The 13670-nt window shown below is 40.7% G+C and carries 13 protein-coding genes and 1 tRNA gene; 9 read left to right on the forward strand and 5 right to left on the reverse strand.

The genetic code is table 11. The features are described from left to right. Window positions 1-11: 11 nt before the first annotated feature. From OCV56_RS02055 to OCV56_RS02065, 3 genes are all read right to left on the reverse strand, one after another. Window positions 12-1820: a helix-turn-helix domain-containing protein gene (locus tag OCV56_RS02055; protein ID WP_086716308.1), complete on the reverse strand. Its 1809-nt coding sequence runs from the start codon at window positions 1818-1820 to the stop codon at window positions 12-14. A gap of 2 nt (window positions 1821-1822) precedes the next feature. Further along, on the reverse strand, window positions 1823-2446 hold the full coding sequence (locus OCV56_RS02060; RefSeq protein ID WP_143691605.1) for a hypothetical protein: 624 nt from the start codon (window positions 2444-2446) through the stop codon (window positions 1823-1825). A 127-nt stretch (window positions 2447-2573) separates the two neighbouring features. Then, a complete protein-coding gene (locus OCV56_RS02065) occupies window positions 2574-3404 on the reverse strand; it encodes a hypothetical protein (protein ID WP_086716312.1) in 831 nt (276 codons plus the stop codon). A 150-nt stretch (window positions 3405-3554) separates the two neighbouring features. Here OCV56_RS02065 and OCV56_RS02070 point away from each other — a divergent pair, with 150 nt between their 5' ends. Together OCV56_RS02070 and OCV56_RS02075 are read left to right on the forward strand one after the other, a co-directional pair. Further along, window positions 3555-4127, forward strand: a complete 573-nt coding sequence (locus tag OCV56_RS02070; RefSeq protein WP_086716314.1) for a helix-turn-helix domain-containing protein — start codon at window positions 3555-3557, stop codon at window positions 4125-4127. Window positions 4128-4281: 154 nt separating this feature from the next. Then, window positions 4282-5112, forward strand: coding sequence for a hypothetical protein (locus tag OCV56_RS02075; RefSeq protein WP_086716316.1), 831 nt, complete (start codon window positions 4282-4284; stop codon window positions 5110-5112). 63 nt (window positions 5113-5175) lie between these two features. On the opposite strand, the gene OCV56_RS02080 is transcribed toward OCV56_RS02075, so the two are convergent. Then, window positions 5176-5382, reverse strand: coding sequence for a hypothetical protein (locus OCV56_RS02080; RefSeq protein ID WP_017102559.1), 207 nt, complete (start codon window positions 5380-5382; stop codon window positions 5176-5178). Between the two features lie 1042 nt (window positions 5383-6424). On the opposite strand from OCV56_RS02080, the gene OCV56_RS02085 reads away from it, so the two are divergent. From OCV56_RS02085 to ptuB, 7 genes are all read left to right on the forward strand, one after another. After that, window positions 6425-7411, forward strand: a complete 987-nt coding sequence (locus OCV56_RS02085) for a GAF domain-containing protein (RefSeq protein ID WP_017085764.1) — start codon at window positions 6425-6427, stop codon at window positions 7409-7411. Next, complete coding sequence (locus tag OCV56_RS02090) at window positions 7404-7631, forward strand: hypothetical protein (protein WP_108112802.1); 228 nt, start codon at window positions 7404-7406, stop codon at window positions 7629-7631. Before OCV56_RS02085 ends, OCV56_RS02090 begins: the two co-directional genes overlap by 8 nt. Before the next feature lie 65 nt (window positions 7632-7696). Continuing rightward, complete coding sequence (locus OCV56_RS02095) at window positions 7697-8059, forward strand: hypothetical protein (protein WP_086716370.1); 363 nt, start codon at window positions 7697-7699, stop codon at window positions 8057-8059. A gap of 11 nt (window positions 8060-8070) precedes the next feature. Beyond that, window positions 8071-9264, forward strand: a complete 1194-nt coding sequence (locus tag OCV56_RS02100) for a tyrosine-type recombinase/integrase (protein ID WP_086716368.1) — start codon at window positions 8071-8073, stop codon at window positions 9262-9264. A gap of 329 nt (window positions 9265-9593) precedes the next feature. After that, a complete protein-coding gene (locus tag OCV56_RS02105; RefSeq protein WP_086716367.1) occupies window positions 9594-10541 on the forward strand; it encodes a retron St85 family RNA-directed DNA polymerase in 948 nt (315 codons plus the stop codon). Then, window positions 10542-12155 carry a retron Ec78 anti-phage system effector ATPase PtuA gene (gene ptuA / locus OCV56_RS02110; RefSeq protein ID WP_086716365.1) on the forward strand — a complete coding sequence of 538 codons (1614 nt, stop codon included), beginning with the start codon at window positions 10542-10544 and terminating at the stop codon, window positions 12153-12155. It abuts the gene before it with no gap. Next, a complete protein-coding gene (gene ptuB / locus OCV56_RS02115) occupies window positions 12142-12933 on the forward strand; it encodes a retron Ec78 anti-phage system effector HNH endonuclease PtuB (RefSeq protein ID WP_086716363.1) in 792 nt (263 codons plus the stop codon). Before ptuA ends, ptuB begins: the two co-directional genes overlap by 14 nt. Before the next feature lie 654 nt (window positions 12934-13587). Here ptuB and OCV56_RS02120 read toward each other — a convergent pair. Next, a tRNA-Ile gene (locus tag OCV56_RS02120) sits at window positions 13588-13663 on the reverse strand. Window positions 13664-13670: the final 7 nt, after the last annotated feature.

Consider the following 13670-nt stretch of genomic DNA (forward strand, 5'->3'; position numbering starts at 1 on the left):
AGTGTTTGTTATCAGGCCTTATGGCGTCGAACGGTTCGAGTGCTGATCCCAAGAGTTGAAGCAATCTCCTGTTGCTTCACCCCGGCGGCTATCATCTGATTGATCTGCTCTGACAGGTTTGCCGACGTTCGGGCTTGCTTGCTTTTTAAGCCGAAGTGTTTTCGCAGTTGATCTAGATTGGTGTACTCATGGTCGTAACTCGACTTTGGTGCATCGTTATTTTGAAACGTGATGATTTCACGCGATTTTGTAAATGGGCGAACACGTCCAATTGCTTGGATGACGACCCCCATTTCTAATGTTTGCAGCATTGGGTTTACGACTTTGGCGACATCAGAGTACAGATATTTTTGGTCTGTGATAATGCCATGACGCCGTCGAGGGTTGTCAGTGGTTGTAATCGCAACCTCAATTCGCTCATCCTCGGCTCGTAGATCCTGAATCGCGTTGTTAAGTATGTTTTGGGTTATGTAATAGCTGTTTAGGCAGTAGCAGCAATCGAACTTCTCGAATTGATTAATACCAATGACCCCGTAATGGATTATGGGCACTAAGGTCATGTTGTCACACTCTGCATAATCGCTTGCGGGAACCACACGAATATCCTGAACCCCTTCTTCTACCAGATATTGATTGAGCAAAGACACGCAGTGGTCGACGTGTTTCTGTTTAGATACCAGCAATACGCGTTTTCCTTCTTTCACACGTTGGAGCGTCAATTGGGCGAAGGTATCTAGGATTTGTGGCGAGTTCTTCTTAAAGTTTGTCGCTGTTCCAATGGAGGATGCGATATTGTGCCAAATTGTCGATTCCCCTCGGAACTCAATATGAGAGTAAGGGCTATAAAAATCCATATCGAGCTTAAGTTTGAGTATGTCCGGGTAGGTGGTGCCGCTGTATAGCACGGTGTCGTATCCTGCATTGACTGGCGGTGCAGGAAAGTGAATTGAACCATCCGCTAATTTTTCGCGTGATTCTACCTCAGACACTCCGAAGCTTTGGATGTCATACAGAATATTGATGAAACGATCGCCAAACATGCGATCGCCAATGCTTGTGATTTGAGTGATCTGATCTGGAAAAATTGCAGGGCAGCGCCACGCTGAAATATCGCGCAGTTCCTCCGTCGAGGCCTGTCGTAAACATTCTAGGTAGTGCGTTAGAGTGCCTTTTATATAGTCTGATAGATGACTCTCTTGCACGGCTTCTAGGGTTTGTTCAATCGATATGGGCGATATGGTTCGACTGTAATGGTTTAGGCTCACATTGGCTTCATCGAAAATGACTAACGCATTGTTTGCTTTAGCCATCGTTACGATGTGTTGGATGAAGTAGGGGTTACGCACGAAATGTGATTGAGCTGCATATACAATTTTCGCCCCATTCAAATTCTTGCCGTATTGGTCGGGCCAAAAACACTTATCTTTATTTGGACAAAGGGCGCAAATGTGCTTTTTGCCCAGTAGACCTAAGTTTCTATGTTCGTAGCCTTTCCAGCTCAGATCGCGAGTTTCACCACACAGCTTGCTGGGACGGGGTTGTATGTTGACAACTTTAACATCGGCTGGAGGGCTTTGAAGGTGCTTTCTTTCCTCAAGAATTCCTCGAGTCGGCGCTGAGACAATGACGCAATCATATGTTCCTGACTCCAACGCCAAAGTGGTCAACTTATCCAGTTGGTACGACTTACCAACGCCTACCATCCAGTCGTTGAGCACGTAGTGGTGTTGCGTCAGCATCTCAAGCATAGCCTGAGCACTATTATTAAAACGAAATTCAGCGAGGCTTTCGGCCCCGCTGATGATGACTGTATTAACCACAATCAAGCCACACCTTTGAAACGCAGGCGTCTCTCGATCTCTGGGATATCTCGCAGTTCGTCGTCGGTCAGAATACGGTAGATATCAGACAAGCGTATTTCGCCAGAATCGAATGAATCGGAAAACGCAGTAATTTTATCTTCATCGATAGTGGCGTACTCGGGGAGGGCAGTGGCATGAACATCATAATTGAATCCATTTTTCTCAATTGACACGAGTTGACCGCCCTTGGTGACGTAAGGCTTGATCTGCGGAAACAAGGATTTTGGCTTTTCGGATGGTGGAACAGCCAGCACCTTCACCTCTCCCTCAATGTGATCGTAGACGGGAAATAGGTAGCGGCTATCTAATTTAATTTGAGCGCGGCACATCAGACAATCGGCTGCACTGCACTGAAGGAACCCGAAGGCATTCACGTAGTGAAAGTAGACTTTCTCAGCCATGGGCGTAAAGAAGGTCAGTTCTGCGGACGAATTCTTTAAATCAACAGCCTGAAGTGCCAGAGGTGCAAAGTTAGGTTGGTTAATTGAATCGCCATCAGGAAACTCGTTGAAATTCACCATCGAGTTGCGTCCATGTGTTTCGTAGTTTGCTGAAGTGTTCGTGTTGTTTGAGTAGTTCATCATGTGCTCCAAAATTCATTCTTAATTCAGCAGCCAATATATTGACTGCTGAATTTGAGGTGTAAGAAGGCCGTCACCGAGAGGCTCGGCTAGTCAAAAATTAAAGTAAAAAAGTGGTGTTGCTTAAGGGTTAGTGTTTTTCGACGGTTTTAATTGCTTCGGATAGTTGCTCAGCAGCTAGCTTGTATCCCCAATTCGACTTAGTCGCTAAGCGTTGTTCAAACTCACGAGTGATGGCGTCTAGGTTGTCTATACGGCCTACTTGCGCCTGTACTTCCATTGCGGATTCGACAAATTCAGCCATTCGGACTTTCGGACCTTTGCAGGCGTGTCGTTTGGTTTTATTGGTGTAAGTGATGAGTAGAGCTTGAGTGTTAAATGACATGGAATTTACTCCTTTAAGGTCGTTGGTTAAGGCGAGTTTTGCATTGAATTTGAATCGTTCTCCGCTTGCGAAGTCTTCCCAATCGAAGCACTCACTAGCCAGTGAAAAGGTTGCTGCACAGAAGCTCTCAATGGCTTCTGGGTGGAAGAAATCAAGATCTTTACAGTGATAGCCTACGGATAAGTAGACAGAAAGAGGAATAGTCTGCTGTCTGCTGATGAGGTGCTGGCAGGTAACTTCTGCCATTGTTCGTCCCTCCATTGGAAAGGATGTGTGAATTGTCAGAGTGTTTCTGTTTCGTTTCACTGTATTCGAAGCGAAATATAGTTTTTTATCGAAAAAGAACTCAACGGGGTCATCACAACCGTTAGCTGTTTTTTTCGACATTACGGCAGCGGGAATACCGCCACCGTCGCCATATTCTATATCCATATTTTCTAGAAACTGCCCGGCGTAACGAGGCGGAAGAGCTTCTGGGTTATAGGCTAGATTTGCGACTGCGATACCAATATTACGACCATGCTCAATGGCCTCTGCTTCCTCTTTAGATGTTAGTCTTAGTGCTTGGATTGCCATACTTTTCCTCTTGGTGAGTTTGGTTATAACTATACTGAGTTGTTTGATATTGCAATAGTGCGCTCGTTAATGTGTATCTGTCAACTGTTTTTTACTGGTTAATTGAGTTTGGTTATTGGTATACTTAAACCTGTCAAGCGAGGGAGTGACATGAACGTAAAAAAAGAAAAACAAACAAGTATTATGACTTTGGTTGCAGAAGCACTCAGTGACCTACGTAATTATGGTAATGAATTTGTGCGATCTTGTGGTGATTTTGATAAGGCCAAAAGTACTGGCGTTAATCAGGCAGATGTGGCTGCTGAGTTGAGTATGAAAAAGGCCGCTTACTCACAGTTAGAGAATGGTGCTATGCCGATTAATGCTTACCACTTGAATCAGATTTGTGAGTATTTCGATATGCCTTTAGGTGATATTTTCGCCTATGTCGATCACATGAAAAAAGAGTGTGAAGAAGCGAATATTCGAGTGGTTAGCAAGAAATTAGATTGGCAATTTGATCACATCCGCTGGGATAATCGAGTGAAAGAGCGTGCGACAACGCTTTACAACCAACGTATTCGTGAGAAGAAAAAAGAAGGTCTGTTTAAGCTGATGAAAGATGAGCACATTAGTGCTTTAAAAGCTGAAACGCTTCGAGATGCAGATAAGGAACTAGGGGCTAAGTACCTTACCGACGAAGATTATAGCTTGCAGCACTATGATCGCAGTAAAGGTGAGTAGATTCATATTTTGTTGCTGACTATTTGCTAGTAACGAGTTTTGGTAACGATGCACAGGTATTTCTAATGAAAAGAAATAAGTTGGTTCGAATACCGTACTTTGATTTCTCGGTCGATAAGATTAATGTAACAACTTAGCAATTACAGGATCTTATATGCAAACGAAGAGCAAATTAACTACGAGTGCGCAGGCTTGCCTTGACTGGTTTGAAAAGGACTTAGAGTACAATCAGAAGAACAATATTTGGGGGAGTTTGACTCCACTTTATAAGAGATCTATCGAACGTTCTGGTGAACTCAATGATTTTTTTGAAGACGTCCACAACCAGCTTGATGAACACCAGAAAAGGTTGATATTAGAAATCTTGGTAGATGCGAATATGTTCTGGCACCCAAATCAAGCAACTAAAATACGGGCTGACTACCAGAGGTTTATCGAGTCGAATCAAGCTGTTTTTGATGCAGCACGAACGCTTGCGTCACTTTTAGAAGAAAGGGAAGACTTTAGTGAAGGTGCTCGCTGGTACTCATATGTTGATACTGACTTACCAGACATTTTGAATGCCTCTAGTCAGTATCATTCACGTTTCAATTCATTTTTGAGAGAGAGATTTAAACCACTTTTATCTTTTGATTCGAGGTATTGGCCAACGACGATAGATTTTATTGAAGAACTTCGAAATAGATTTTTTGATGCAGAAATCGAAACCTCTGAGCAGCCATTGCATTTGTTAGTCAATCAGAAAAGAGCTTCTGATCTTGATACCATGATTTTATTTTTTTCTGACTTACAGACCAGAAAGGAGGGTCTTAATGGCTTACCTAAGTCATTTAAGCTCCGAGATTCATCAGTAGCATCGGCAATCAATATTGGGTTAGATCTACCACTAGAGAATTTATTTACAGCAGAAAAAGTAAAAGTTGGTCGGCAAAACTTACGTAAGAAAGGATGGGATGTTTGGGGGGAAAGGTACGAGTTTAACTAAGAGAAGCGTCGTCGACATATAGAGATGGTAATCGACGACATCACTAAACTTCCCCATACTTGTTTAATCAAGCTTGTCTTGATTACGTTCTATGGCGTTGTCTAGCTCTTCGTGTGTGAGTCGAGTTTTATTCAGTTGCTTTTTAGCCTTGTCACCAATGTTCTTTAACTTTTGGCGGTTCTCTTCGGTTTGACGCTTGTTATTGCGTTTTAGGCGATTGTTTAGTTCATATTCTTCTGAGAAGTTAACGAGATTTCTATCTTTTGGCATGTGATATCCTATTTCAAGTAATGTTATTTGAATAATATGCCACTAACCACGTATGCTTGATGTGATTTGGATACCAATATTCCTGTCTTTCCACCCAACTTTACCCCCATAGCCTCGTCGGCGTCGTCGTACTCAGTCATCCCCTGCAATCCCATCAACCCCGTCGTCGACGTCAGAGAATTCATGCTGATAATCAGGTGATGTGATTTTGCTGGTGGATTTCGGAGTGATTCGGGGCAGGGTTACTATGTTGATTACAGGGCTGAAGCTTGGCTCATAATCGTTCGGTCCCCAGTTCAAATCTGGGAGGGGCCACCAAATTCTGATAAGGCTCATGAAGAAATTCATGGGCCTTTATCTTTTCTAGTCCTTTCCATATCCGGTCTTCGATTACTTGCTGTAAGCACCATTCCATTAGCACCACTAAAACACTCCACCTAATCACCACAGAGCCCGTGAACTTATCTCAGGCTGATATCGACCATCAGTAACCTCTCTCATCTGTACGGCACGACTCTGCGCTAGATACATAACACTCAATACCAGAACAGAAGCCCAGAGCGAGAAGCAGCAGTTAATCATTGGACTGGTATTCATACTGGAATCGGTAATCTCAACGCTAGGAGTGGTTCTAGGGCGAATCTCGTATGAGTTAGTGCGAGAAGTTGGGTTAGCGAGTGGGTTGAGGGAATCAGAACTAAATCTAGAGTGGGTGCCCCGTCGTCGACAGCAAACTGGACAGAAAACCTAAATAGGGAATTTAAATAGGGTTCGTGTCCACTCATTGGGTTCTAAAATCAGGTTGAAAGACCGGACTAGGACCGGACCGACGACGCCGTCAACGAAAACTAGGGAAAGTAATTACTGAAGAAGTTAGGTAGAACAAGGGCTAGAGAGAGATTACAGGGCCAGTCTAGAGAGACCGACCCAGCGACTTAGGATTTTAGGTATTGAGGGGATAGGCAAAATGTTAACTGGAACAGGCAACTCACTTACTCATGGGTTAATATGTCTCTAGTTGCAAGCTTTGGACTTGAAATCCGTGGATACCAAAAAAGTTAGACAGTTAATTATTAAATTAGATAGTTTCTATCGAATGGCTCAAACCGGAGTAGCAATCTGGAATAGTTTGTTGCTACCTATTTTGATAGCCGTTTTCGTCACTCATCTATTTAATGTTTATGCCGAGAACAAAGAAGTTAGTAATGCCGTATGGGGAATGGTAGTCCTGATAGTGATTATCCATTTACTTGTGAGTGTTTTACACTTCAAAGGTTCTCACATGGATACTATGCTGATTGAATACCAAGATAAAAATACAAAATTTCAAGAAGTTAAAAGTGACTTTGATGAGCTTAAGCAGGCATACGCTCAAGATATGAACTACTTTACCAGCCAAGGACATGCATTAAGATTTACTAGTGAGGCATTAAGCTTCGCGGTTGGTAGAGTTCGTAACATGGAGCTTGATGGTCAGGTATTAGAGCAGCAAGATATTGAAAAAATGGTCCACAGTCTCTTATGGCCACTAGTTGTACTTAGAGAAAAATTATTCGCTTTTGAAAGTGGTGTCTTGTGGAATATTGCTCTCTATACTCCTCAAAGTGATGGTGGTTTGGTTCCTGTATGGCGCATGCATGATAAGAGAATTGAAGTGAAAAATCGTGTTTGGACTCCGGGTTTCGGAGTTGTTGGCTTGTCATTTCTACATAAAACTATTAAATATTATGACAATATCGCTAAAAGTTCGGAAACCATCAAGACATCCACCTCTGATGGGGAAACCTATAAAAGTATTATTGCAATACCAGTAATACCTTGTGAAGACGGCTCTAGCCAACAAAATCACAGCCCTGTAGGGGTATTAGTTATCACTAGTAGTGATGAAAACCAGTTCAATTTGGATAGAGATGCTCAATTTTTGCAGACTCATGCGAACTTAATGGCTATATTTATAGAGAAATTAAAGTCCCACGCTGAACACACATCAACGAATACTATGACACAAGAGGAGGAATATAATGAGTAGAAAACGTCCTCATGTAATAATGGGCCAAGTCGTTCAAGGCTCTTCGAAAGAAGGTTTTTCTATTGCGGTGAAGCAATATGAATCAATTAAAAGCGAAGCTTATATCCCAGCTGCTAAAGACATGTTAAATGACCTTCAAGATGATTTTGAAAGACTTCAACGTGTGGTTAATGCTCGCACGCACAAACTAGAAAGCAAGTTAGAGTCAGAAGCCTGTTAACTCCCGAAGAGTTAAAATAAACATACATATATTAACTCCATGATATCAATATCATGGAGTTTAATATGATCAAGGTTACAACTTTAAATAATCTATCAACCCTACCAACCACCAATACCCTGCAAGAACAGATCAAATCTATACTCACCGAACCATTCCACGACGAAACAGAAACCCAACAGGCATGGGATGAACTGCAATGTGAACTCTGGTTCCTCACCTCAATTAATGAGCTAAACGCTGTCGTCGTCGACGATATCGAACTTCTGAAACGAGCTCTAACCTATACCGAGTTCGAAGATGAACTAGATTACGGAGCTTCTATATCCCTAAGCATTGTCGAGGACAGTGGTAAGGGTATCTACCTACTGATGTCTAAGGCACTCCGCACTGAATTACACCAGCATTTCTCAATCTCTGATGAGTAAGGAGGTATCCAATGCAATCACGTAAATTCAAATTCAATAAGCGCCAACTTGATTCATTACCGCCGACGCCGTCGACAAGTCGAAGTAAAGAAACTGAGTATACGGATGAGCTCTGTAGCGGTCTGAAAATTATAATTAATAGACAAGGGAGACGTAGGTTCCTATTCAGATACACCTATTTCGGGAAAAAGAAATCGTTACAAATTGGTGAGTATCCCGCGCTAGATATCAACACTGCGAGACAGATAGCCAATGACCACAAGCGAGAGATAGCACTAGGCAATGACCCTAAGGCTATGAGGGATGAAAAATCCAATGTACTTAGTTTTCAGGAATTTGCGGAAGAACACTACTTACCCTACGCCCGAATGAACAAACTCACTGCTAAAAATGATGTCGGTAACTTGAAGCTACATTTCTATCCTAAATGGGGCAAGAAAAGCATCACCGATATCAGCCAACAAGACATTCAAAAGCTACTCGATGGAGTTCTAGAAACAAGGAAACCATCAACAGTGAATAGATTACGTTCCTTAGCCCTTAGAATGTTCCGGTTAGCCATGGAATGGGGGTATGTAGACAAGAATCCGGGGCAGTACATAAGGAAGCTTAAGGAGAACAATCTAAGAAACAGATTCCTGAACCGAAAAGAGGTTTCATCCTTCATCAAGGCATGTAACGACGAACCTAATCGTACTCAAGGGAATGCCTTAAAATTCGCCCTACTTACCGGGATGAGAATTGGTGAAATTACTAACTCTAAGTGGGACTGTCTTACCGTCGACGACGACGGCAATTGGAGCCTATTCCTACCACACACAAAATCGGGGTTATCAAGGACGGTTTTACTCAATAATTTAGCTAAGGAGGTAATACATGACCAACGACGATTTCAGATACGTAAGAACCCCTATATCTTTGCCGGAGATGCACCCGGTAGACCTATCGCACATCCAAAGAAGGCATTCGCTCGAATCAAGAAAGCAGCGGGGATCTATGATGATTTCCGTATACACGACCTCAGGCATAGCTTTGCTTCAATTTTAATCAATAGTGGAAACGCCACGCTCTATGATGTTCAGCATTTACTTGGACATCAGAGTCCTCAAACTTCGACTAGGTATGCTCATTTGGCTAGCTCAAGGTTGAGAGAGGTTAGTGCTAATGTGTCAGAGTTAATAAAAGACGTAACTTTTGCTTTATAAGCAGTTAGTTAGATACTTGTATTGAACCTTAGCTTTTTCAGTTATACGTTTTCTTTAGGATTGATTTATATGCCAAAGTAAGCTAATTTAACAAGGCTCTTTAGCGTAATTTGGATTAATCTTACGATTTAATCTAGTTTGGCGTTGCGCCAAACTCTAATTTATTGAGTGATTTTGCAGCTGCGGAACGGTATTTCCGAACTGCAATAGTTACTCATTCTTCGCAACGATTGCAGATCGGAAATACCGCTCCGCGTCTTTTAGTAAAGAGCTATCGTGATACAGGGAAACCTGTATCACACTTATTTTTTTTTAAAGTAAGTACATAAATGAAGCTTCCAATTCTTAGTCGCATACCTCCAGATATTTTTCCTAAAGGGCTCAATAACTACTTAGCGAGTAGCCCTTCTGGTCACTATAAAGTATATAAAATACCTAAAAGAACATTTGGGTTTAGGGTAATTGCACAACCTACATCTGAGTTGAAAAACATTCAACGTTCCATCATCACTCAAATTAAACCTTTAGTAAAAATTCATAATTCATCTAAAGCCTATATGGATGGTATTGGTATAAAAGAAAATGCCAGCGTTCATGTTAAGTCCAACTATTTGTTAAAGTTAGACTTGGAGAATTTCTTCAACAGTTTAACACCACCTATGTTATTAAATGCGATAGATTATCAAAATATAGAATTGGTTAGTGAAGAGATCCCCCCTTTAGTGGAGTTACTTTTTTGGAATAGAACAAAAAAGAAAACACCTAACTTTGTACTTAGTGTAGGAGCTCCATCTTCTCCATTCCTTTCAAACCTAATCATGTGTGAATTTGATAAAATTGTAACAGAAAGCTGTAGCTTGAATGGTGTAAATTATTCCAGATATGCTGATGATTTGACATTTTCCACTTTAAATAAAGATGTTCTTTTTAGCATTCCAAACTTTATTGAGTCATGTTTACATGAATTATTTAAAGGAAAAATAAAACTAAATAGATCCAAGACCACTTTTTCATCTAAAGCACATAATCGACATGTAACAGGGGTTACACTAGCTAATAATAACAAGATATCGCTAGGCCGAGAGAGAAAGAGACATATTAGAGCTTTATTACATAAATTTTCAATAAACTCGATTCGGGATAAAGAAGATATTGAACATTTGAAAGGACTTATAGGCTTTGCTAAATATATAGAACCGAGCTTCTTAGATAAAATGAAAATAAAGTATGGTGAAAAGCTTATTTTTAAATTGCTAAAATATGATGGTATTAGTTAAATGGAAGAAAAAACCAGTAAGACAATACGACGATTAGTTTCTAGATCTGAAAAAGGTGACTTTTCTGCATCTTTTCAACTAGCTCAATCATACGCTGAAGGTTTTAGCGTTGAAAAAAATAAAGAAAAGGCGCAGTACTACTTAACATCCTGCGCTAAGCAACTGAAAGAAAATAGATTTAAATTAAAATCAATAAAACTTAATAATTATAAAGGTTTCGAATTTTTAGATTTGAGGCTTTCGACTAGCAACGCAACAACTTTACTTGTTGGTAATAATGGGTGCGGAAAGTCAAGCGTACTAGAAGCAATAAAAAAATGTTTGACTCACCTTAACTCTAGGTTGGCAACAAAGTCATCAAATGGCGAGCTTATAGACGAAATAGAGATAAAAAATGGTGAAAGCTATTCCAGTATTTCTGCTGAATTTGAAATAGAAGAGCAATCAGTTAACATGGAGTTGATGCAAAAAACCTCCATGAGCACAAAAAAAGCTCGAGGAAGTTACACTGAAATCAATGATATATGTCAAATACTACGTCAGGCAAATGAATTAGACCCTCAACTGTCGTTACCTCTCTTTTGCTCTTATACCGTTGAAAGAGCAAATGATGTTACTACAAAAGACATTGAAGAATCGGATGAAATAAAAGATGACCATGTATGGGATAAAGCTAAAGCATATAGTAAAAGCTTATCAGGGAAAGCGGATTTTAAACTTTTCTTTCGATGGTTTAAAGAATTAATTGAAAGCGATAATGACGTTTCAAGTAGTGCCGATGAATTAAGAGTAAAGATAAAGTCAAAAGAATCAGAAATAAACAGTCCAATATTAAAGGATTTGATAAAAAAACACCCTGATTTAATCGATATCTTAGATAATCACAAGAAAGAGCTTAATAATTATAAAGAGGAGTTAAACTCTCTATATAGCGTTGACGAAAAATCTCTAGATATAGTCAAGGATGCTATATATCGATTTTTACCGGGATTTAACAACTTAAAGTTACAAAGAAAACCATTAGATTTAATTCTAGAAAAGAATGGGGATCAGCTAAGCGTACTTCAACTTTCCCAAGGGGAAAAAACCATATTAGCTTTAGTCGCAGATATTGCGAGAAGACTTACTTTACTTAATCCCAAAGCACTTGCACCCTTAGAAGGTTCAGGAATCGTCCTGATAGACGAAGTAGATCTGCACTTACACCCATCCTGGCAACAGAAAGTGATTCAGAGGCTAGAGTCTACTTTTCCCAATGTTCAGTTTGTAGTAACAACTCACAGTCCACAAGTTTGCCATACCGTCGATAGCTCATCGATTTGGCTGTTAAAAGAAGGTAAGAAGTACCGAGCTCCTAAAGGCACTAGAGGGGCTGTATCATCTTGGGTGTTAAAAAACTTGTTTGAAGTTGACATACGTCCACCAGACGATGAAATAACGAAGGCGTTAACTCGTTACAGGGAGCTTGTTTATGATGATGAATTTGACTCTAAAGATGCTTTGGCACTAAGAAAGCAACTTTCTCGCCATTTTGGGGCTGGATACGAGGATTTAGTTGAGTTGGAGTTATATATAGATAACCGTAAATGGGAGAAAGAGTATGAGGAAAATTAATAAGTCTCAACCTCCTAATGAGCTTACTGTTTATGCTATACATAACACTGATGATACGTGGGATAACTTTCGAAATAACAATAGCAAAGATGCAAAAGTAATAAAGAAGAAGATTTTTGGAGAGCAAAACTATATTTGTGCGTATTGTGAGATCGATCTAACTGAAGCTAATGTTCATGAGCATCATCGAAGAGTTGAACACTTTAACTCTAAATCAGGATGGGTTGTAGGTAACGCACAACCGAATTGGCACTTAGATTGGAACAATGTTGTTGGTGTGTGTATTGGTGGTACAGATAGGGATAGCACTGAGCAGTTCGTTATGCCAGATAATAAATCTTGTGACTCTTATAAAGAGCATTTAGAAACTAATCATGGCGAAGGAAAAAAGTGGATAGGGAAAGTTGTATCTCCCTTAGAAGTTAGCTTAAGTAGTAATATGTTTAATTACTGTAAGGCTTATGGCAAGCTTGAAGTTAATGTCGATGAAGCAAACTCAAAGTCCTTTTCATACAATAATTTCGCAACAAGCTCCGAACTTTTGGAGTCAACTATCGAAAAACTTAATTTGAATTGTGATCGCCTAAACCTTGCTAGACGAGAAGTTCATATTAGCTTTGAGAAACTGTTAGCGTCCTTCAAAAAATCGAAGGATCTAAATAAATTCAAGTTTATGCTTCGAAAGTGGGCAGGAATAGAGGAGCCTCTTTACTTTCAAACAACTAGAGACATTTTAGTAAGACAAAGTAGTATTGCCCAAAAGGCTCTAAAGGATTAACCCAACCTCTCCACCTACTCAATACCTAAAATCCTAAGTCGCTGGGTCGGTCTCTCTAGACTGGCCCTGTAATCTCTCTCTAGCCCTTGTTCTACCTAACTTCTTCAGTAATTACTTTCCCTAGTTTTCGTTGACGGCGTCGTCGGTCCGGTCCTAGTCCGGTCTTTCAACCTGATTTTAGAACCCAATGAGTGGACACGAACCCTATTTAAATTCCCTATTTAGGTTTTCTGTCCAGTTTGCTGTCGACGACGGGGCACCCACTCTAGATTTAGTTCTGATTCCCTCAACCCACTCGCTAACCCAACTTCTCGCACTAACTCATACGAGATTCGCCCTAGAACCACTCCTAGCGTTGAGATTACCGATTCCAGTATGAATACCAGTCCAATGATTAACTGCTGCTTCTCGCTCTGGGCTTCTGTTCTGGTATTGAGTGTTATGTATCTAGCGCAGAGTCGTGCCGTACAGATGAGAGAGGTTACTGATGGTCGATATCAGCCTGAGATAAGTTCACGGGCTCTGTGGTGATTAGGTGGAGTGTTTTAGTGGTGCTAATGGAATGGTGCTTACAGCAAGTAATCGAAGACCGGATATGGAAAGGACTAGAAAAGATAAAGGCCCATGAATTTCTTCATGAGCCTTATCAGAATTTGGTGGCCCCTCCCAGATTTGAACTGGGGACCGAACGATTATGAGTCGTGCGCTCTAACCACTGAGCTAAGGGGCCGTAGGGC

It is taken from the genome of Vibrio gigantis (assembly GCF_024347515.1).
In the GTDB taxonomy this organism is placed as follows: domain Bacteria; phylum Pseudomonadota; class Gammaproteobacteria; order Enterobacterales; family Vibrionaceae; genus Vibrio; species Vibrio gigantis.

What these genes read in the sequence shown, in the direction of transcription:
- OCV56_RS02095 (WP_086716370.1), top strand. Translation starts at nt 7,697, where the DNA reads ATGATCAAGGTTACAACTTTAAATAATCTATCAACCCTACCAACCACC.
- OCV56_RS02100 (WP_086716368.1), top strand. Translation starts at nt 8,071, where the DNA reads ATGCAATCACGTAAATTCAAATTCAATAAGCGCCAACTTGATTCATTA.
- OCV56_RS02060 (WP_143691605.1), bottom strand. Translation starts at nt 2,446, where the DNA reads ATGATGAACTACTCAAACAACACGAACACTTCAGCAAACTACGAAACA.
- OCV56_RS02075 (WP_086716316.1), top strand. Translation starts at nt 4,282, where the DNA reads ATGCAAACGAAGAGCAAATTAACTACGAGTGCGCAGGCTTGCCTTGAC.
- OCV56_RS02080 (WP_017102559.1), bottom strand. Translation starts at nt 5,382, where the DNA reads ATGCCAAAAGATAGAAATCTCGTTAACTTCTCAGAAGAATATGAACTA.
- ptuA (WP_086716365.1), top strand. Translation starts at nt 10,542, where the DNA reads ATGGAAGAAAAAACCAGTAAGACAATACGACGATTAGTTTCTAGATCT.
- OCV56_RS02090 (WP_108112802.1), top strand. Translation starts at nt 7,404, where the DNA reads ATGAGTAGAAAACGTCCTCATGTAATAATGGGCCAAGTCGTTCAAGGC.
- OCV56_RS02070 (WP_086716314.1), top strand. Translation starts at nt 3,555, where the DNA reads ATGAACGTAAAAAAAGAAAAACAAACAAGTATTATGACTTTGGTTGCA.
- OCV56_RS02065 (WP_086716312.1), bottom strand. Translation starts at nt 3,404, where the DNA reads ATGGCAATCCAAGCACTAAGACTAACATCTAAAGAGGAAGCAGAGGCC.
- OCV56_RS02105 (WP_086716367.1), top strand. Translation starts at nt 9,594, where the DNA reads ATGAAGCTTCCAATTCTTAGTCGCATACCTCCAGATATTTTTCCTAAA.
- ptuB (WP_086716363.1), top strand. Translation starts at nt 12,142, where the DNA reads ATGAGGAAAATTAATAAGTCTCAACCTCCTAATGAGCTTACTGTTTAT.